Origin of the sequence: Helicobacter winghamensis ATCC BAA-430 (assembly GCF_028751035.1) — a bacterium.
GTDB lineage: Bacteria > Campylobacterota > Campylobacteria > Campylobacterales > Helicobacteraceae > Helicobacter_D > Helicobacter_D winghamensis.
The window spans coordinates 1,636,571-1,656,306 of sequence record NZ_CP063533.1 but is presented as its reverse complement, the minus strand read 5'-3'; the positions used below and the strand labels follow the sequence as shown (position 1 = coordinate 1,656,306).

Genomic DNA, 19,736 nt, shown 5'->3' with positions numbered 1-19,736 from the left:
TTTATTGCTGGATTTTTCTTAAAAGTTCAGCAAGAGTGGTGGAATCTAAACGCGCTAGCTCCCGCTTTTGTGCCATTTCTTGCAGAGTTTTTTCAAGCTCCAAACTTTCTTGAAAGCTAAGTTGTGGAATCTGATTTAAAGATTCAAGTGCAGAGTTTTGACTCTGTAAAAATTCTAAAAGCGCGTCTTGCCCTATATCTTGTTCTTGTGGTTTGATAACATTTTGGATTCCTAATTGATTGCCCATAGTGTTTTGTGCGTTGATAAATGCGCCGGGTGTTTTGTATTTGTCAATGAGATTTTGGCTAGGATAGCTTGGTCGAGCGTGGATTTGCCCGCTGTTATTTGTTAGAGGCTTTGGTTTTTGTTGAGGATTTGTCTCTGGCTCTAGTTTTGGTTTTTGTGGTGTATTATTATATGCTGGTGCTTGCATTTGTGTGTCAATTTTAAATGCCATTATGGAATCCTTTTTAAGCCCTTAAAATGTTTTTAGAATTTCACAAATGGAATCTAAAATATAAGTGGCTTCATCTTGAGTTAGGATATAAGGGGGCATTAGATAGATTGTATTGCCTAAAGGGCGGAGTAATAGCCCCTTTTCTAAGCCTTTATTAAAGACTTCTAAGCCTTTACGCTCCCCTTTAAATCCTATTAAATCAAAAGCAAAAACCATTCCTTGATGACGCAAATTCCCCACACAGCTAAACTTCCTTAAAGCCTGCATTCTCTCCCAAATAAATGCAGATAATTCTTTGTTTTTCGTAAGCACATTATCGCGTTCAAAAATATCTAAAACCGCATTTGCACACGCACAAGCTAGCGCATTTCCTGTGTAAGAGTGGGAGTGCAAAAAGGCTTTGTTCTCGCTAAAAGGCGCATAAAATAATTGATAAATCTCATCACTTGTAACAACCACAGAAAGCGGTAAATAACCTCCTGTAATGCCTTTGCTAAGGCAAAGAAAATCCGGCACAACGCCACATTGCTCATAGGCAAAAAGACTGCCTGTTCTCCCAAATCCTACGGCAATTTCATCAAAAATAACATACACACCTGCTTCTTTGCAAAGTTTTGTAGCTTCTTGCACAAAGCGCGGGCTATACATATTCATATTTCCCGCACATTGAATGAGTGGTTCTAGCACAAAGGCAATAATGGAATCTTTTTGCGTGGATAGCAAGATTTTTAGGGCTTCTAGGGAAGCATCAATGTTTTCTCCCACAGGGGCTTTAATTTTTAGTGTTTCTAGCAAAATGGGCGCATAAACATCTGTATAGATTCCAACATCACCTACGCTTAAAGCTCCAATAGTTTCTCCGTGGTAGGCATTTTCTAGGCATAGGAATTTATTTTTTTTATTTCCTTTAATCGCACTTGCGTGGAATGCCATTTTAAGAGCCACTTCAATGGCGCTTGAGCCATTGTCTGCATAAAAACATTTGCCAAAGTTGGAATCCAAAAGCCCTAAAAGCCGCTTAGATAAGTCAATTACGGGCTTATGGGTAAAACCTGCAAAAATGATATGCTCTAAAGATTCTAATTGTTCTTTAAGTTTTGCATTAATATAAGGGTTACAATGCCCAAAGAGATTCACCCACCAGCTAGAAATGCAATCTAAATATGCCTTGTTGTTAAAATCATAGAGATACGCACCAATAGCGCGTTTAATGGGGATTAATGGAATATTATTTTCGTGGTCGTGCATTTGTGTGCAAGGATGCCAAATGCAAGATAAATCTAACTCTTTTAGGATTTGCGATTCCATCTTTTGCCTTTTTATAGGGAATTTTTGCGTGTATTTTATCCCTTAAAAGATAAATTTAAAGCGCAAATGTTAAGAAAATGCGTTAAAATCGCAGAGATTTAAAGTGCAAATATAAGGAAACAAATGCAAAAGTTAGCAATTTTTGGTGCGGGCGGACACGGCGCGGTGATAGCAGATATTTTAGAAGCACTTAATATTGTGTATCTTGTAATTGATGATACGCCCCAAACAAAGCAACTTAACGGAATTGAAGCAATTACAAAGGCGGAATTTTTGGCTTTAAAAAATGCTAAAGAATACGGCGTGGTTTTAGCCATTGGCAATAATGCTACACGCAAAAGTCTTTATGAGTTTTTTTTACAAAAAGGTTTTTGCTTACCATCTGTTATTCATCCTAGTGCTATAATCTCAAAATCTGCTAGGATTTCTGATGCTGTGGTGGTCTTTCCAAATGCTGTGATTAATGCGCGTGCCAAAGTTGGCATAGGGGCGATTATTAACACAGCAAGTGTTGTAGAACACGATTGTAGTGTGGGAGCGTTTGCACACATTGCGCCAAATGCAACACTTTGTGGAAGCGTTGGCATTGGAGATTTGAGCCATATTGGTGCTGGAAGCGTTGTAATTGAAGGTAAAAGCGTAGGAGAGAATTGCGTAATTGGTGCTGGAAGTGTAGTTATAAATGCGATTCCATCTTTTAAAAAAATGGTTGGCAATCCGGCAAAAAAAGAAATTTAAAGGAGAAAAAATGGCGTTTAAAATCTTTTTATCTCCGCCACAAATGGGCGGAAATGAACAACAATATGTAAGCGATGTGTTTGCAAGTAATTATATCGCGCCTTTGGGGGAGTTTGTAAATCGCTTTGAAGGGGATATTAAGGCTTATACGCATTCTCCAAATGCGCTAGCATTAAATGCTGGTACAGCGGCACTGCACCTTGCTTTAAGAGTAGGGGGAATCACGCAAGGGGATATTGTGCTAGCAAGTAGTTTTACCTTTATTGGCTCAATTGATGCGATTTTGTATCAAGGGGCTGAACCTGTGTTTATTGATAGTGATTTAGATTCTTGGAATCTTAATCCAGAGTTGCTTATAAAGGCGATTGAATTATTGCCTAAGAAGCCAAAAGCATTGATTTTAACGCATTTGTATGGGCAATGTGCGAAGATTTATGAGATTATGGAGATTTGTAAGAAATATGGAATTTTATTGATTGAAGATGCGGCGGAATCTTTAGGGGCGTTTTATGATGGTAAGCATAGTGGGAGCTTTGGGGAGTTTGGTGCGCTTTCCTTTAACGGGAACAAAATCATCACTTGCAGTGGGGGTGGAATGCTACTTGGAAAGGATAGAGAAAAGATAGAAAAAGCGCGGTTTTATTCCACACAAGCTAGGGAGAATTTGCCTTATTATGAGCATTTAGATTATGGTTACAACTACCGCTTAAGCAATGTTTGTGCGGCTATTGGTGTAGGGCAATTAGAGCAAATTGAACAAAGAGTGGCAAAGAGAAGAGAGATTTTTGAGTGGTATAAAGAGTCGCTAAAGCAAGTTGAACAAAAGCTAGAGTTTATGCCTGAGATTCCAAACTCTAGGGGTAATCGCTGGCTGACAACTTTACGCTTTTTGGATTCTAAAATTAATCCTTTAGATTTGGTGGATTATCTTGCAAAAGCAGGCGTGGAATCGCGTCCATTATGGAAGCCTATGCACTTACAACCACTCTTTAAGAATTCTAAAGCATTTGTTAATGGTGTGAGTCAAAAACTCTTTGAAAGCGGAATTTGCTTGCCAAGCGGTGGTGCGTTAGAAAAAAATGATATTGATTGGATTTCTAATTTGATTTTAGATTTTATAAAGAGTTGCTAAGTGTTAAAATCGGCCCTTTTTCGCCCTAGTAATGCCAAGCGCATTGCGTTTTTTGTGCTTATTGATATTCTTGTTTCGTATTTTACATTGATTTTATCCTATGATTTGCGCTTTAGTTTTCAAGTGCCTTTGGAGTTTAAGGTAAGCGTTGTTTTAGTCTTCTTTGTTTTAATTGGCTTAAAGGTTTTATCGTTAGCTATGTTTAGGCTCTATTTAGTGCCGTGGAGATTTTTTGGGCTTTTAGAGGCGTTGAGATTGTTTTATGCGCATACTTTGGCGTATGGAATCTTTTGTGGAATCGCATTTTTAGGGATTTTTGGAGATTTTCCTTTAAGTGTGATTGGGATTGACTTTGTGATTTCTAGTATTTTAATTGGAGCAATTAGAATCTCAAAACGCATTTATTTAGAAAATTCTCCCAAACACTCGCCAAAGCCAGCGGTGATTTTTGGCGCAAATACACAAACGCCAACGCTTATTAAAGCGGCTCTTAATAGTGAGATTCCTTTCTATCCCTTAGCGATTATTGAAGAAGATAACAAGGCAATTGGAAGCTATATTTCAAATCTTAAGGTGTATCCAAAAAGCGCGTTAAAAGAGTTGATGACAGAGCATAAGATAAAAAGTGCAATTCTAACGCGCGATTACGCAAAGCCCCCTTTAAAAGACTTGTTTGATGAGCTTACAAAGCTTGGCATTGAAGAGATAAAAATCGCCACAATGCTAAAAGATGAGCAAGAGAGCCTAAAGGATATTTCTATTGAAGATTTATTAAGCCGTCCAATTAAAGATTTAGATAAGGCGACAATTAGGGAATTTTTAAAAGATAAAAAGATTCTAATTACGGGGGCTGGGGGGAGCATTGGTAGTGAGATTGTGCGACAATGCGCGGACTTTGGAGCTAAACGCTTGGTGCTTGTGGAGCATAGTGAGTTTAATTTGTATGCGATTTTAGAAGAATTAAATCAAAAATATCCCCAAAAAACAATGGGAGAGATGGCGCTTTTCCGCCCTTGCTTGCTAAGTATTTTAGAAAAAGAACGGCTTTTAGCTCTTATTAAAGAAGAAGCCCCTGATATTATTGTTCATGCCGCAGCTTATAAACATGTGCCATTGTGTGAATATAACCAAAAAAGCGCGATTGAAAATAATGTGATTGGAAGTAAAAATGTCGTAGATTGTGCGATTAAAGCGGAAGTGCCAAAGATTGTTATGATTTCTACGGATAAAGCGGTGCGTCCTACAAATGTAATGGGTGCAACCAAGCGCATTGTGGAGTTATACGCGCAAAATGTGGAATCCAAAAAAAGTGAGATTGTAGCGGTGCGCTTTGGTAATGTGCTAGGAAGTAGCGGTTCTGTTGTGCCAAAATTTAAAGCACAAATCCAAAGTGGCGGACCTATCACGGTTACACATCCAGATATTACGCGCTATTTTATGCTAATCCCAGAAGCGTGTCAGCTTGTTTTGCAAGCGGGGGCGATTGCTAAGGGAGGAGAGATTTTTATTTTAGATATGGGAGAGCCTGTAAAAATTGTGGATTTGGCAAAGAATATGTTGCGCCTGTATGATAAAGAGGATGAAATTGCTATTGAATTTAGTGGATTGCGCCCAGGGGAGAAGCTTTATGAAGAGTTGCTAATTGGCGAGAGTGAGAGTAAAACAAAATACCCTTCTATCCAAGTGGCGCGACCAACGCATTATGATATAAACAAGCTAAATAGTGATATTGATGAGTTGTTAATCACAAAAGATAGAATTGCAAAGCTTAAGGAAATTGTTGTGGAGTTTAATCATAATGGCGGGTGAGAGTTTAGAAGCGAGCAAAATAGAATCTAAAAAGATGGAATCCAAATTAACGCAAAAGTGCATAGTGCTTGTTGTATCGTCTTTACGAATGGGCGGAGCGGAGAAAGTGGCAAGCTTCTTGGCAAATGCGCTAGTTAATGAATATAGGATTGTGCTAGCGCTTTGGAGCAAAAAAGAGCAATTCTACACGCTAGATCCTAGTGTGAAAGTTATAGAAATCACAAGCAAAAGGCATGGAATTTTAGGAAATTTTGAGAAAATTAATGCTCTTGCAAAACTCTTTAAAGAACAAAGGGCAAATCTTGTGATTAGCTTTATCCATCAAAGCAATATCCTAGCAATTCTTGCTAGCGCAAAAAGAATTCCAACTATTGCCACAGAACATAGCATTTACACAAGCCTAAGTGGCATTTGGGCGTATTTGCGCAAGCTTGTTTATCCTTATGCTTCGTGTGTTACAACGCTTACGCACAAGGATTTGCGCCACTATGCGTGTTTAAAAAATGTGCGTGTGATGCCAAACCCTATTTGCGTGGCACAAGATGATTCTAGGGATTATAGCGTATTTAAGCCTTATGTGCTAAGTGCTGGGCGAATGATAGAGAGTAAGCATTTTGATGAACTTTTAGAGGCATTTGCGATTTTTTCCAAAAAGAATAATGGGAAGCACAAAGAGTTTTTCTTGCTTCTTGCCGGAGATGGTAAAGAGAGAGAAAAATTAGAAAAGCAAGCTAAAGATTTAGGGATAAAGGCGGTGTTTTTAGGGCGGTTAGAAACTCTTTATAATGCGTATAGTAATGCGGAATTTTTCGCGCTTTCAAGCCATAAAGAAGGTTTAAGCAATGTGCTAATTGAAGCATTAATGTGTGGTATTCCTGTGGTCAGCTATGATTGCCCTTATGGACCTAGTGAGATTATAGAAAATAATGGCTATCTTGTGGAGCTTGGAAATGTGGAATCCTTAGCGGAGCATTTTGAAAAAACTTTAGAAAATAGAGATTCTTTGGCAAAAAATGCACTTAAAATCAACGAACGCTTTAGTGAAGCTGTTGTGCTTGAAAAATGGCGCGCTTTAATCCAAGAATTTATCTCCTAAGGCATAAAAGAATCGAACCAAAGATAATCAAAAACGCCCCAAAATATTGTAAAGCGCTTAAGCTATCCCCCAAAATCCAAATAGATAGCACCACAGCGACAAGTGGTTCTATCATTCCTAAAATTGCGGTTTTTGTGATTCCAATTTTTGGCATTCCTAGATAATACGCAACCATTGCAAAAAGTGTAGAAAGTATTGTTAGCGCAAGCAAAGCAAAGATTCCAATAGGTGGAATCTCAAAAAGATTTGGAATACTTTCGTGTGCTTTTAGCATACTAAAAAGCATCGCAAGAGATGAAAAAAAGCACACATAAAAGCTAGAAACTAGAAAATGGCAATTACGCGTAATGCTTTGGCTAAAAATCACATAAAGTCCATAAAACAATGCTCCAATTAAAGAGAGCGCAACGCCAAGATAATTAAGGGTAATGTCTTTTGGGATTTGTAAGATTATCACTAGTCCAATGGTGCAAAGCGCTAAAGCTAGAAGCGTTTTTGACTGAATTTTTTCTTTAAAAAACACAAGGGCTACAAGCGTAACAATCACAGGGTAAATGTGGTAGAGCATTACAGAAAGTGCAGTCTGAATGTATTTTAAGGAATCTAAATAGGCAAAAGACTGAATAGAATACAAGATTCCGCCTAAAAAGACAAATTCTAAAATTTTGCGCTTAGGCAAGAGAATAGACACTCTCTCAAAACGCGCAAGCGCAAGCAATAACGCGCTTGTGCAGGCAAATCGGAAAAACAAAATGAAATCTGTTGTTAGCCCACTATTTTGTCCAAGAACCGTCCAAATAGGCATAAAGCCATACGCAACACTTGCGCTAACCATCCATAGCGCGCCAATTTGCTCTTTATTCAACGCTTGCCTTTCTATAAAATTTAAAAGTAGAATCTTATCCCCCCAATTTTAATCTCCCCTTAAGCTTTTCTAGCTATAATTCCACTTCCTTTTTTGCGCTAAATTTTAATCCCTTAAATTAGCACATTGTAACAGATTATAATAAGTGAATTTCACTCATTTAATCCTTAGTTTTATAAATCTTTACTTTTCTTGATTATAATCAAGAATCCAGCAAATGATTTTATTTAAAACTTAAGATGCAGGCTTTTCTAAGGTTTAATCTTTAATGTAAAAATGTTCTTTAACTTTAGATTATGTAATATACATATTAATGTAGTATGCGCATTAAAGTTAAATGATCTTTGACAACTAAGCAGGAAATAATAAAGAACAACAACTTCTTAAATTATTTTCTAAATTCTTATACAACAAACTCAATTTATTGCTTTGTGGTTTTATTCTTTAAAGCAGTCTTTATGTCATTTGTTAAAAGTTTATATTTTTTTGAGTTTCTTATTATAGAAAGATTAATTCTTTCTTTATATTTTGGAACTTTTTACTAAACTTATAACTAAAGCACACTAAAGATTGTTTGCATAAAACACAAATCTAAAACAGAGATTTTGAGATTTTAGGACAAACTAATCCAAACACAGATTCTTTTTAGATAATTTAAACTTATTAATAAGAATCTAAAACCAAGTAAAACTTAAATCTTAAAATTTAAAGAAACTCTTTAGAGAATCTTTAAATCTTTATTCTTTTAAGCTTTTCTTTCTTTATCTTATGGAGAGTTTGCAATCATTATTTATTTTTGATACAAACTTCCATAATTTTTATGGAGAGTTTGATCCTGGCTCAGAGTGAACGCTGGCGGCGTGCCTAATACATGCAAGTCGAACGATGAAGCTTCTAGCTTGCTAGAAGTGGATTAGTGGCGCACGGGTGAGTAATGCATAGGTTATGTGCCCTTTAGTCTGGGATAGCCACTGGAAACGGTGATTAATACCGGATATTCCCTACGGGGGAAAGGTTTTTCGCTAAAGGATCAGCCTATGTCCTATCAGCTTGTTGGTGAGGTAATGGCTCACCAAGGCTATGACGGGTATCCGGCCTGAGAGGGTGATCGGACACACTGGAACTGAGACACGGTCCAGACTCCTACGGGAGGCAGCAGTAGGGAATATTGCTCAATGGGGGAAACCCTGAAGCAGCAACGCCGCGTGGAGGATGAAGGTTTTCGGATTGTAAACTCCTTTTGTTAGAGAAGATTATGACGGTATCTAACGAATAAGCACCGGCTAACTCCGTGCCAGCAGCCGCGGTAATACGGAGGGTGCAAGCGTTACTCGGAATCACTGGGCGTAAAGAGCGCGTAGGCGGGATAATAAGTCAGATGTGAAATCCTATGGCTTAACCATAGAACTGCATTTGAAACTATTATTCTAGAGTATGGGAGAGGTAGGTGGAATTCTTGGTGTAGGGGTAAAATCCGTAGAGATCAAGAGGAATACTCATTGCGAAGGCGACCTGCTGGAACATTACTGACGCTGATGCGCGAAAGCGTGGGGAGCAAACAGGATTAGATACCCTGGTAGTCCACGCCCTAAACGATGAATGCTAGTTGTTGGGGTGCTTGTCACTCCAGTAATGCAGCTAACGCATTAAGCATTCCGCCTGGGGAGTACGGTCGCAAGATTAAAACTCAAAGGAATAGACGGGGACCCGCACAAGCGGTGGAGCATGTGGTTTAATTCGAAGATACGCGAAGAACCTTACCTAGGCTTGACATTGATAGAATCCGCTAGAGATAGTGGAGTGCTAGCTTGCTAGAACTTGAAAACAGGTGCTGCACGGCTGTCGTCAGCTCGTGTCGTGAGATGTTGGGTTAAGTCCCGCAACGAGCGCAACCCTCGTCCTTAGTTGCTAACTATTCGGTAGAGCACTCTAAGGAGACTGCCTTCGTAAGGAGGAGGAAGGTGAGGATGACGTCAAGTCATCATGGCCCTTACGCCTAGGGCTACACACGTGCTACAATGGTATGTACAAAGAGAAGCAATACCGCGAGGTGGAGCAAATCTATAAAACATATCTCAGTTCGGATTGTAGTCTGCAACTCGACTACATGAAGCTGGAATCGCTAGTAATCGCAAATCAGCAATGTTGCGGTGAATACGTTCCCGGGTCTTGTACTCACCGCCCGTCACACCATGGGAGTTGTATTCGCCTTAAGTCGGAATGCCAAACTGGCTACCGCCCACGGCGGATGCAGCGACTGGGGTGAAGTCGTAACAAGGTAACCGTAGGTGAACCTGCGGTTGGATCACCTCCTTTCAAGAGAGATAACTCAATATTTGTTTATTGAGTTTAAGTTGTTCTTTATCCTGCTTAGTTTTCAGAGATCATAAGACTTTAAGTAGGGGCTTATAGCTCAGGTGGTTAGAGCGCACCCCTGATAAGGGTGAGGTCGGAGGTTCAAGTCCTCCTAAGCCCACCAGATGAAATTCTTTTGGGGAATTAGCTCAGCTGGGAGAGCGCCTGCTTTGCACGCAGGAGGTCAGCGGTTCGATCCCGCTATTCTCCACCAAGTCTTAAAAGACAATGCGCTAATAACAAATTTAGTAGAGCAGTTTATTTGTAAATGAGTTATACTTAAATATGTTATCTATAAAAGCTAACTTTTTAAATATAAGTAAGCCTGTTAGTATGTGATATTAATGCCTAATGTAATAGAATTAACAATAAAAGATAAACTTTTTATTTCTTTAAATAATATTTTTAAAGTAATTCTGGGATATACTTAGATAATTAAAGTGATTCTCAAGTGATTCTAATGTAAGTGTTTTAAATCTCAAACATTTACATTAGAATCTTTATAAAACCTAATAGATTTAGTAGAGATTCTAAATGATATTTAACAACACATTGTCAAAGCCTATATAAGTAATAACTACAATCACGCAAATAACTAAAGATTGTCTTAATGTTTGCATTGCATTCATTAAGGCAGTGGCGTTAGAATATAAAGTCAGTTAAGCTTGTGAAGGGCAAATGGTGGATGCCTTGGGTAGTAGAGGCGATGAAGGACGTACTAGACTGCGATAAGCTATGGGGAGCTGTCAAGATGCTTTGATCCATAGATTTCCGAATGGGGCAACCCAATACATAGCAATATGTATTACCTTAAATGGAGCGAACCTAGTGAAGTGAAACATCTCAGTAACTAGAGGAAAAGAAATCAATAGAGATTCTCTTAGTAGCGGCGAGCGAACGGGGAACAGGGCAAACCAGTAGCTTGCTACTGGGGTTGAGGACTGCAACATCCACGGAGAGACTCTAATAGAACATTCTGGAAAGGATAGCCACAGAGGGTGATAGCCCCGTATATGAAAGAGTCTTTCTAGGTAGCAGGATCCAGAGTAGGTCAGGACACGTGAAATCCGGGCTGAAGCAGGGGAGACCACTCTCCAACCCTAAATACTACTACTACACCGATAGCGAACCAGTACCGTGAGGGAAAGGTGAAAAGAACCGCAGTGAGCGGAGTGAAATAGAACCTGAAACCATTTGCCTACAATCATTCAGAGCCCTATGATTTATCAGGGTGATGGACTGCCTTTTGCATAATGATCCTGCGAGTTGTGGTATCTGGCAAGGTTAAACTAATGTGAAGCCGTAGCGAAAGCGAGTCTGAAAGGGCGATTTAGTCAGATGCTGCAGACCCGAAGCTGAGTGATCTATCCATGGCCAAGTTGAAAGTGGGGTAACACCTACCGGAGGACTGAACTCGTACCCATTGAAACGGGTTGGGATGAGCTGTGGATAGGGGTGAAAGGCCAATCAAACTCAGTGATAGCTGGTTCTCTTCGAAATATATTTAGGTATAGCCTCAAGTGATAGTAATAGGGGGTAGAGCTCTGATTGGGCTAGGGCTGCTCACCGCGGTACCAACCCCTGTCAAACTACGAATACCTATTACCGTATCTTGGGAGTCAGGCGGTGGGTGATAAAATCAATCGTCTAAAGGGGAACAACCCAGACTACCAACTAAGGTCCCAAAGTTCTATTCTAAGTGGAAAAAGATGTGGAGTTACTCAGACAACCAGGAGGTTGGCTTAGAAGCAGCCATCCTTTAAAGATAGCGTAACAGCTCACTGGTCTAGTGATTCTGCGCTGAAAATATAACGGGGCTAAGATAGACACCGAAGTTGTAGATTGTGCTGATGCACAGTGGTAGAAGAGCGTTCACATCAGCGTTGAAGCCATACCGGTAAGGAGTGGTGGAGCGGTGTGAAGTGAGCATGCAGGAATGAGTAGCGATAAAAGTGGTGAGAATCCACTTCGCCGAAAATCTAAGGTTTCCTACGCTATGCTCGTCATCGTAGGGTTAGTCGGGTCCTAAGACAAGTCAGAAATGGGTAGTCGATGGAAAATAGGTTAATATTCCTATACCAACATTAGTGTGCGATGGGGGGACGCATAGGGTCAAGACAAGCTGACGGATAGAAGTGTCAGTCGAAGGGTGCAAGTTAGGAGATTGGTAAATCCGCTCCCGTATCCCAAACCCAACAGGCATACCAAAACCTTCGGGTAGCGGTGTGAATTGTTAAGATCGTCGTGCCAAGAAAAGCCTCTAAGTTTAGCTAATGTTGCCCGTACCGTAAACCGACACAGGTAGATGAGATGAGTATTCTAAGGCGCGTGAAAGAACTCTCTTTAAGGAACTCTGCAAACTAACACCGTAAGTTCGCGATAAGGTGTGCCACTTTAAGTGGTCTCAGCAAAGAGTCCCTCCCGACTGTTTACCAAAAACACAGCACTTTGCCAACTCGTAAGAGGAAGTATAAGGTGTGACGCCTGCCCGGTGCTCGAAGGTTAAGAGGATTAGTCAGCCGCAAGGTGAAGCTTTGAATTGAAGCCCGAGTAAACGGCGGCCGTAACTATAACGGTCCTAAGGTAGCGAAATTCCTTGTCGGTTAAATACCGACCTGCATGAATGGCGTAACGAGATGGGAGCTGTCTCAAAGAGTGATTCAGTGAAATTGTAGTGGAGGTGAAAATTCCTCCTACCCGCGGCAAGACGGAAAGACCCCGTGGACCTTTACTACAGCTTGGCACTGCCGATGGGAGCATTATGCGCAGCATAGGTGGGAGGCTTTGAAATCTTTACTCCGGTAGAGATGGAGCCACCGTTGAGATACCACCCTTAATGTTTCTGTCTGCTAACTAGCTAGAGTTATCCTCTAGTAGGACAATGCCTGGTGGGTAGTTTGACTGGGGCGGTCGCCTCCTAAAAAGTAACGGAGGCTTGCAAAGGTTGGCTCAAAATGGTTGGAAATCATTTGTAGAGTGTAATGGCATAAGCCAGCCTGACTGTAAGACAAACAAGTCAAGCAGAGACGAAAGTCGGTCATAGTGATCCGGTGATTCTGTGTGGAAGGGTCATCGCTCAAAGGATAAAAGGTACCCCGGGGATAACAGGCTGATCTCCCCCAAGAGCTCACATCGACGGGGAGGTTTGGCACCTCGATGTCGGCTCATCGCATCCTGGGGCTGGAGCAGGTCCCAAGGGTATGGCTGTTCGCCATTTAAAGCGGTACGCGAGCTGGGTTCAGAACGTCGTGAGACAGTTCGGTCCCTATCTGCCGTGGGCGTAGGAAAGTTGAGGAGATCTGTCCCTAGTACGAGAGGACCGGGATGGACATACCACTGGTGTAGCTGTTGTCCTGCTATGGGCATCGCAGCGTAGCTACGTATGGATGTGATAAACGCTGAAAGCATCTAAGCGTGAAGCCAACTCCAAGATGAACTTTCCCTGAAGGTCGCAGGAAGACTACCTGCTTGATAGGGTAGGGGTGTAAGCATAGTAATATGTTTAGCTGACTACTACTAATAGACCGTTTGGCTTAATTGATAAAAAGCCACTGCCTTAATGAGTGTAATCCATTAAGATAGATTTTTAGTTATTGCATTACTTATAGTATCTCTTAATATCTTTAAAGCCTTTAGAATAGTTTAAGTAGCTAAAAGGATATTAAGATAAAGATTTAAAAGCTTCTAAAGAATTCAAGCTTTAAAAATTGAAACTTTAAAGAGTTAAATGATTAAAGACTTATTTGGTTGATTTTACTTTTCTTTTAAAGTATTTAATCAAATTAACTTATATAGGCTTAGTATCATAATTTAAATATTAAACCTAGATTCTTTTAAAATCTTTGCTAAAGTGTTAGTAAAGTTACTTAGGTTATGCTTTAAAGGGATAAAGCTTATATAGGCTTAGTATTATTTATGAGTATTACATTGTCATCTTCGTGCTAATAGAGAAGAGGTTCCACCTAGCTCCATTCCGAACCTAGAAGTTAAGCTCTTCTTCGCTGATGATACTGCTCCTTTCAGGAGTGGTAAAGTAGGACGGTGCGGAGATGAGAGTGTAATAAGATTGTGTTGGATTCTGCATTTGCTTCGTAGGGATTAATTCTTTCATTTTAAGTTTTACTTTGTTTGGGCTTTAATGGTTGATATAAGCTAAGTTGTTTGTGTGTAGCATAAATGAGCAAGAAATCTCGTTGTGAGATTGTATTGCCCTTGTTATGTGATTAATCTGCATTGATTTCTTGAAACTTGTGTTCAATTTATTTCTTTATTAAACTCAACAAGATATTTGAATAAGATTTTGAAGTGATTTGTGCTGGTATCACTAAGATTATCCAGATTTGAATTTTTAAATGAGCTTGAAGCAGTGCCTGCTATCTTATTAGACTTCCAGTTGTCAATGTAGAGTCTTTCTCTATCTTTATCATCAAAGAGTGTTTCTATTGTTTTAACGGAGATTCTGCCGTTTTGAAATGGGTCTTGCAGTGTAATTACCGAAAGCTTATGTGTAAATTCTTTTTCTGCACCGTTCTTCATAGCTTGTCCTGCTTTGTCATTATCTACTAGCAAAATGGGGTGGATACGCAATCTTTTTGCAAAAGTAATGAGATTTTGTGCTTTTTGTTTTTGCTCATCGCTAAAATGTAGTTCTTCATCGTTATTTTCATTACTAGGTTCTGTATCGTCTTTACCGCCAAGTCCGCTAAGAGGCAAAAATATAAGCTTATTAGAATCTTTGTAATCATAAATTTGACTATATGCGTTTAGAATATTGTAATCCATAATACCCTCTACAAATATAAGCCTTGTTTCATCAAACCTAATGTTATCACCTAATGCTTTGCATATATCATTTAACGCATCACTTTCTCCATAGCCTAGCATTGAAAAGTCATTAATAATAAGTGAGCCTTTGCCATTACCATTAGATTCTAAAGAATTTAATGCCTTTACAATCCGCACTTCATCAAGGTGGGTAATATCTAGCATATAGGGCGAGTGTGTAGCAATGATAAATAAAATCCCACTTTTCATGCCATAGTCTTTAAGAAACTTACGCAAATCCTTTTGGGTGGGTATGCTTAGGCTATTTTCTGGTTCATCAATTAAGACAATATCGCCCCTGCCAATCTCGCCTTTGTAGAGAAAGTTAAAAAAGAGATTGAAAAATTTTCTAAACCCTGTGCTTTGTCGCTCTAGATTGATAGTGTCATTATTTTTTCTTATACTTAGCTCCACAAATGCAGAATCTAATTTAATATGAAAGCTATACACAGATTGCTCTAAACAATACAAATCATTAAAGCGTTTGTTGATCGTGCTTGTAAAAAGATCGTTAATCTCATCTTGCGTGGTGGTGAGATAATCGCTATCATCTTTTTCGTAAGCCTCTTGTATCATCGCTATATTTCTCTCCAAGATTGTAAAAAGTGCTTGAAAGAAGTCTGATTCGCTTATCTTGCTAGGCTCTACTTTTAAGTCCTTTTTGGCAATTGCATTTTCTTTATACAGCACGATGTTGGGCAAAAATGCAATATCAAAATGCTCTTTAATAATATCTCTATCCTTTTGCCTTTGCATATCTTTTTGGAAACTCTTAAGTGGTGTTTGCAAGAGAGTTTGTAGATCCTCATCTCTTTTAAGCGAGGAATTATTCTTAACAGCATCTTTTAAGTTCTTGTATAATCTCTGCAGACTTTCTAGTTCTTTGTGTTGATTAAGAGATGTTTGAAGATTCTGTATCGCTTCTTTATCATTGCGATTATAATAAGAATCTCCAAAAACTTTAAATACTTGACTTAAACATTTTCTTATATGCTCTTTTGCCTGTTCAATATCAAAATCTTTGTATATTTCCAACTCTTTTGGCAAATTTGTTTCTAATCCATTAGGTGTTAGCGTTGCCCTAAAAATGTATGGTTTCACTTGTGAAGCACTAATGCTTGATTGAGATTCTGTTTGGTTGAATTCTGCTTTTTCAAACTCGTCCTTTAAAAACTCTCGCAATTCTTTTGCGTCATCACAATTTTTGGGAGCTTTAGTATCACCAATTACAAACTTACAAGCAAGTTTAATTGCTCTATCTTTGTCTTTAATCTCATTGTGTTTTTTCTGCACGGCACTAAAACACTTTAATGCCTTGCCACCTTGATCTACACTGCAAAGTAATATACGATTATGCTCTAGCAAGATAAGGCGGATTTCTTTCCTATTTCCCGCTTCATCATAGCCATAGATTCCATATACTTGAGAGCTTTCAAACATATTTTGGATAAGCTCACAATACTCCTCTTGCGTATCACTTTCATTGCGCTCCACACCTTTTTCTAGGCTACCTTCAGTAAAAAATATCCCAAAAGTTTTACCCGAAAAATTAGAATTTATGTCTTGCTCTTGTGTATCTTTTGTGGATTCTGTTATCGCTTCTAATGTTTTTGCATCTGTGATTTTATACTCTAGGATTAGCTTTGGCTCTCCATTGTGTCCGCGATAGTCTGGCTTATCGCTATCTTTTAGTGCAGCATTTGAAAAACTAGCCAAACCATCTAACACATTACTTTTTCCATCATTATTGCTGCCAAGTAGGGCTAATAATCCACCGATATGCTCTTTATCAATAGATCCTAGTTGCAATTTATTGCTAAGATTTTCTTGCTTAGAATCTTTTATGCCTAGATTCCTAAAATTTTCAAATTCTATATTTCGCGTATTTATTTTCATTTTTGCTCCTTTATCTTAATGTCAAGTCGTAAGCCAAGCTTGTTGTAAAGCTCATTTAGTGGTGTGATTTTTGCCACTTCCTCTTCGTTTAATGCCTTTTTGCTCTTTGCTAGAATCTTTTGGCACTCTAGCAAATACTCTAAAATAGGATCTAGCACCTGCGTTTGTGCTACCATATCAATAAATTCTATTTTCACGCTGTTCTCCTTTTTTAAAAGATTTGCAATGATTTGAGCCCTATCTTGTGTGCTTTTTGTCTTTGGCTGCACGAGATTTTCCACGATATAGCTCATTGCCTTGCTTTTATCAAGCCCTTTTTCAGTCATCACAAAATCAAAGAATTTTAATAACTTTGCTTCTATGCTGTCCTTATAACCTGTCTCATACATTTGTATGAATTTGTATGCGGTGGGGCGAGAGATACCTAAAAAGTCCGCTAAATCTACAAGCCGAATCTCAACTTCTTTTAGTCGCTCTCTTAGTAGTTTTGGTGGAAATTGATTTACCTTTTGAGCCTTATTTTTATATATCAATGGGGAGCCCTTTTATTTTTTATGGCATATTGTAGCATATATTTACATATTATGTAAATATATTTTTACGTTATATGTAAAATATAGTAACCTATTACTTTATGTTTGTAATTTATGCTAAAATCTTTGTAAAATTCTAAAGGATTTTTTTATGCGTTTGATTACATTTTTGCATCCTTTAAGCAATGTTCCACAACTTGGTGTTGCGAAGAAAGATTTGGTTTATCCCTTTAGCTCTATTTTTAAAAGCGAGATTCCACAGATTTATGCAGATATGAATGTGTTTATCGCGCATCATACACAAGAAATGTTAGAATCTCTAAAACAAGCAAGTGCATATGAACCTTTGTGCGCATTAGATTCTGTGAAATTGCTATCTCCCATTCCTTACCCTAAACAAGATGTGATTTGTCTAGGGATTAATTATTTAGAGCACGCTAAGGAATCCGCGCGCTTTAAACAAGAAGCCTTAGATGAAAAAAGAGAAAATGCGGTGTATTTTAGCAAACGCGTGAATATGGCAGTGGCTCCAAATGCTAAGATTCCAGCACATGCAGAACTTACAAATCAACTAGATTATGAGGTGGAGCTTGGCGTGATTCTCGGGCGCGATGCGTATAGGGTGTCAAAAGATAAGGCTTTAGAGTATGTTTTTGGCTATACCATTATAAATGATATTTCAGCGCGCAATTTGCAGCAAAAGCATAAGCAATGGTATATGGGCAAGAGTTTAGAGGGTAGTTTGCCTATGGGACCTTGGATTGAAACAGAGTTAAATCCACAAAATTTAAGTATTAAAAGCTATGTTAATGGGGAGCTTAGGCAAAATTCGCACACTTCTTTAATGATTTTTGATGTGGCAAGTGTGATTTGTGAGCTGTCTTCTTATTGTAAATTACAAGCTGGGAGCATTCTTTCAATGGGGACGCCAAGTGGCGTTGGAATGGGATTTACACCGCCAAAGTTTCTAAAAAGTGGAGATGAAGTGCGCTGCGAGATAGAAGGAATCGGGATTTTATGCAATGTTATAGAGTAGAATCGCTACATATTTTGCGATTCTAAATACTCTTCATAGCTTCCGCGAAAATCTACAATTTCATTGTTTTCTTTAAACTCAATAATGCGGTTTGCATACGCGTCAATTAGCTCTCTATCGTGGCTTATGCAAATCACATTCCCGCTATATTTATACAGGGCTTCACCAAGTGCGATGATGGCTTCTAAATCTAGGTGGTTTGTAGGTTCATCAAGCACTAAAAAATTCCCCCCTTCTAGCATTAGCTTACTTAGCATCATACGATGTTTTTCGCCACCACTTAGGGAATTCACACTTTTTTCTTGCTCTTCTCCATTAAAAAGCATTCTTCCAAGTGCGTTTCTAATCTCTCCTGCTTCCTTTTTCTTATCAAATCCCCTTAGCCATTCATAAAGCGTTTCATCGCCTTTGACTTGTTCGGTTGTATTTTGTGGAAAATAGCCCCGCTCAATTGTTGCTCCCCATTTAATGCTTCCACTTGTTGGCTTTAAATTTTCACAAATTAGCTCACAAAATGTAGTTTTTCCAATTCCATTGCGTCCAATAAGTGCGATTTTATCACCGGGCAGAATGGTTAGGTTTAAATTTTTTAATACACACAAATCCCCATAATTAAAACTAAGATTTTCGATGTTTAGGGCTTCATTACCAATGGTGCGATTTGCCTTAAAAACAATGCTAGGATCACGGCGGCTTGAGACTTCAAGGTTTTTAATATCAAGTTTTTCTAGTTGCTTTTGGCGTGAAGTGGCTTGTTTTGCCTTGCTCGCATTCGCAGAAAAGCGCGCAATAAAGGATTCTAACTCTTCTTTTTCTTTAAGCTTTTTGTTGCGCTCCATTTCTTGCTGTTTTGCAATTAGAGTAGAAGCAATATACCAATCATCGTAATTCCCGCTAAACTCACGCACACTTTTAAAATCTAAATCTAAAATATGCGTGCAAACGCTGTTTAAAAAGTGTCTATCGTGGCTGATGACCACAAGTGTGCCTTCGTGTCGCTTTAGTTGCTCTTCAAGATAGCTAATTGTCTTTAAATCAAGGTTATTTGTAGGTTCATCTAAAAAGAGAATATCAGGCTTTGGAAAAAGCACTTGCGCTAGCAAAACCTTAAATTTATCGCCACCTGTTAGGGTTTGCATTAAATTTTCGTGGAGATTAGAAGGGAATCCTAAATCCTCTAAAATCTTTTCAATTTGCACATCATATTCATAAGTTGGGTCTTCTTCGGCGCAAATCATCTCCAATTCCCCTAAACGCTCATTCACAGAATCGCTAAAATCCCCCTCGCTATATAATCTTTCTTTTTCTTTGATAGCATCATAAAGGCGTTTGTTTCCATAAAGCACACAATCTTTAATGCTGTAATCCTCAAAAGCAAATTGATTTTGTCCAAGCACTCCTAAGCGCGCATTTGGGTCAAAGGCAATATCGCCACTTGTGTGTTCTATCTCCCCACTTAGGATTTTTAAAAAGGTGGATTTTCCTGCTCCATTTGCTCCAATTAGTCCATAGCGCTTGCCCTTATCTAATTTCAAATTCACATTTTCAAAAAGTTTTTTTGTGGCATATTGCATACCAAGCCCTGTAATTTGAACCATAATTTTCCTTTCTTTTAAGTTTTGGATTCCACATAAGATTTTATTAACGCTGTAATTTTATCAAAAGAAAGGTAAAATACGCACTTTTA

Annotated in this window: 11 protein-coding genes, 2 tRNA genes and 3 rRNA genes; 10 read left to right on the top strand and 6 right to left on the bottom strand. The window is 38.7% G+C overall.

Annotation, left to right across the window (positions count from 1 at the left end):
• Nucleotide 1: 1 nt before the first annotated feature.
• Nucleotides 2–457: a hypothetical protein gene (locus IP358_RS08465; RefSeq protein ID WP_006802326.1), complete on the bottom strand. Its 456-nt coding sequence runs from the start codon at nt 455–457 to the stop codon at nt 2–4.
• 21 nt (nt 458–478) lie between these two features.
• Complete coding sequence (locus tag IP358_RS08460) at nt 479–1,765, bottom strand: adenosylmethionine--8-amino-7-oxononanoate transaminase (RefSeq protein ID WP_006802327.1); 1,287 nt, start codon at nt 1,763–1,765, stop codon at nt 479–481.
• 123 nt (nt 1,766–1,888) lie between these two features.
• On the opposite strand from IP358_RS08460, the gene IP358_RS08455 reads away from it, so the two are divergent.
• From IP358_RS08455 to IP358_RS08440, 4 genes are read left to right on the top strand one after another with little or no spacing between them, the layout of a single operon-like run.
• Nucleotides 1,889–2,503, top strand: a complete 615-nt coding sequence (locus IP358_RS08455) for an acetyltransferase (RefSeq protein WP_006802328.1) — start codon at nt 1,889–1,891, stop codon at nt 2,501–2,503.
• 10 nt (nt 2,504–2,513) lie between these two features.
• Entirely contained in the window at nt 2,514–3,635 is a 1,122-nt protein-coding gene (locus IP358_RS08450; RefSeq protein ID WP_006802329.1) for an aminotransferase class V-fold PLP-dependent enzyme, read from the top strand.
• Complete coding sequence (gene pglF, locus IP358_RS08445; RefSeq protein WP_006802330.1) at nt 3,636–5,444, top strand: UDP-N-acetylglucosamine 4,6-dehydratase (configuration-retaining); 1,809 nt, start codon at nt 3,636–3,638, stop codon at nt 5,442–5,444. It begins immediately after the preceding gene.
• Nucleotides 5,416–6,540: a glycosyltransferase gene (locus IP358_RS08440; RefSeq protein ID WP_232086787.1), complete on the top strand. Its 1,125-nt coding sequence runs from the start codon at nt 5,416–5,418 to the stop codon at nt 6,538–6,540. The genes pglF and IP358_RS08440 overlap by 29 nt, the downstream gene beginning before the upstream one ends.
• Here IP358_RS08440 and IP358_RS08435 read toward each other — a convergent pair.
• Nucleotides 6,530–7,405 carry a DMT family transporter gene (locus tag IP358_RS08435; protein WP_006802332.1) on the bottom strand — a complete coding sequence of 292 codons (876 nt, stop codon included), beginning with the start codon at nt 7,403–7,405 and terminating at the stop codon, nt 6,530–6,532. The two genes, IP358_RS08440 and IP358_RS08435, sit on opposite strands and share 11 nt — an antisense overlap.
• An 817-nt stretch (nt 7,406–8,222) precedes the next feature.
• Here IP358_RS08435 and IP358_RS08430 point away from each other — a divergent pair.
• The 5 genes from IP358_RS08430 to rrf all read left to right on the top strand — a co-directional run bounded on the left by IP358_RS08430 (nt 8,223) and on the right by rrf (nt 13,810).
• Nucleotides 8,223–9,721, top strand: a 16S ribosomal RNA gene (locus IP358_RS08430).
• An 86-nt stretch (nt 9,722–9,807) separates the two neighbouring features.
• Nucleotides 9,808–9,884, top strand: a tRNA-Ile gene (locus tag IP358_RS08425).
• A gap of 14 nt (nt 9,885–9,898) precedes the next feature.
• Nucleotides 9,899–9,974, top strand: a tRNA-Ala gene (locus IP358_RS08420).
• 443 nt (nt 9,975–10,417) lie between these two features.
• A 23S ribosomal RNA gene (locus IP358_RS08415) occupies nt 10,418–13,301 on the top strand.
• Between the two features lie 393 nt (nt 13,302–13,694).
• A 5S ribosomal RNA gene (gene rrf / locus IP358_RS08410) occupies nt 13,695–13,810 on the top strand.
• The 16S, 23S and 5S rRNA genes sit together here with 2 tRNA genes alongside, the layout of an rRNA operon.
• 204 nt (nt 13,811–14,014) lie before the next feature.
• Here rrf and IP358_RS08405 read toward each other — a convergent pair.
• Both IP358_RS08405 and IP358_RS08400 read right to left on the bottom strand, forming a co-directional pair.
• On the bottom strand, nt 14,015–16,480 hold the full coding sequence (locus IP358_RS08405; RefSeq protein ID WP_248613420.1) for an ATP-dependent nuclease: 2,466 nt from the start codon (nt 16,478–16,480) through the stop codon (nt 14,015–14,017).
• Nucleotides 16,477–17,013 carry a hypothetical protein gene (locus IP358_RS08400; RefSeq protein ID WP_006803247.1) on the bottom strand — a complete coding sequence of 179 codons (537 nt, stop codon included), beginning with the start codon at nt 17,011–17,013 and terminating at the stop codon, nt 16,477–16,479. The genes IP358_RS08405 and IP358_RS08400 overlap by 4 nt, the downstream gene beginning before the upstream one ends.
• Nucleotides 17,014–17,164: 151 nt before the next feature.
• On the opposite strand from IP358_RS08400, the gene IP358_RS08395 reads away from it, so the two are divergent.
• Nucleotides 17,165–18,049 carry a fumarylacetoacetate hydrolase family protein gene (locus tag IP358_RS08395; RefSeq protein ID WP_006803248.1) on the top strand — a complete coding sequence of 295 codons (885 nt, stop codon included), beginning with the start codon at nt 17,165–17,167 and terminating at the stop codon, nt 18,047–18,049.
• Between the two features lie 5 nt (nt 18,050–18,054).
• Here IP358_RS08395 and IP358_RS08390 read toward each other — a convergent pair whose 3' ends face one another.
• The gene (locus tag IP358_RS08390; protein WP_006803249.1) at nt 18,055–19,647 is read right to left on the bottom strand and encodes an ABC-F family ATP-binding cassette domain-containing protein; all 1,593 of its coding nucleotides are present in this window, start codon (nt 19,645–19,647) and stop codon (nt 18,055–18,057) included.
• Nucleotides 19,648–19,736: the final 89 nt, after the last annotated feature.

Bases quoted from the DNA above. Each gene is read 5' to 3' on its own strand.
- IP358_RS08390 (WP_006803249.1), bottom strand. From the start codon at position 19,647: ATGGTTCAAATTACAGGGCTTGGTATGCAATATGCCACAAAAAAACTT.
- IP358_RS08465 (WP_006802326.1), bottom strand. From the start codon at position 457: ATGGCATTTAAAATTGACACACAAATGCAAGCACCAGCATATAATAAT.
- IP358_RS08405 (WP_248613420.1), bottom strand. From the start codon at position 16,480: ATGAAAATAAATACGCGAAATATAGAATTTGAAAATTTTAGGAATCTA.
- IP358_RS08395 (WP_006803248.1), top strand. From the start codon at position 17,165: ATGCGTTTGATTACATTTTTGCATCCTTTAAGCAATGTTCCACAACTT.
- IP358_RS08450 (WP_006802329.1), top strand. From the start codon at position 2,514: ATGGCGTTTAAAATCTTTTTATCTCCGCCACAAATGGGCGGAAATGAA.
- IP358_RS08455 (WP_006802328.1), top strand. From the start codon at position 1,889: ATGCAAAAGTTAGCAATTTTTGGTGCGGGCGGACACGGCGCGGTGATA.
- IP358_RS08460 (WP_006802327.1), bottom strand. From the start codon at position 1,765: ATGGAATCGCAAATCCTAAAAGAGTTAGATTTATCTTGCATTTGGCAT.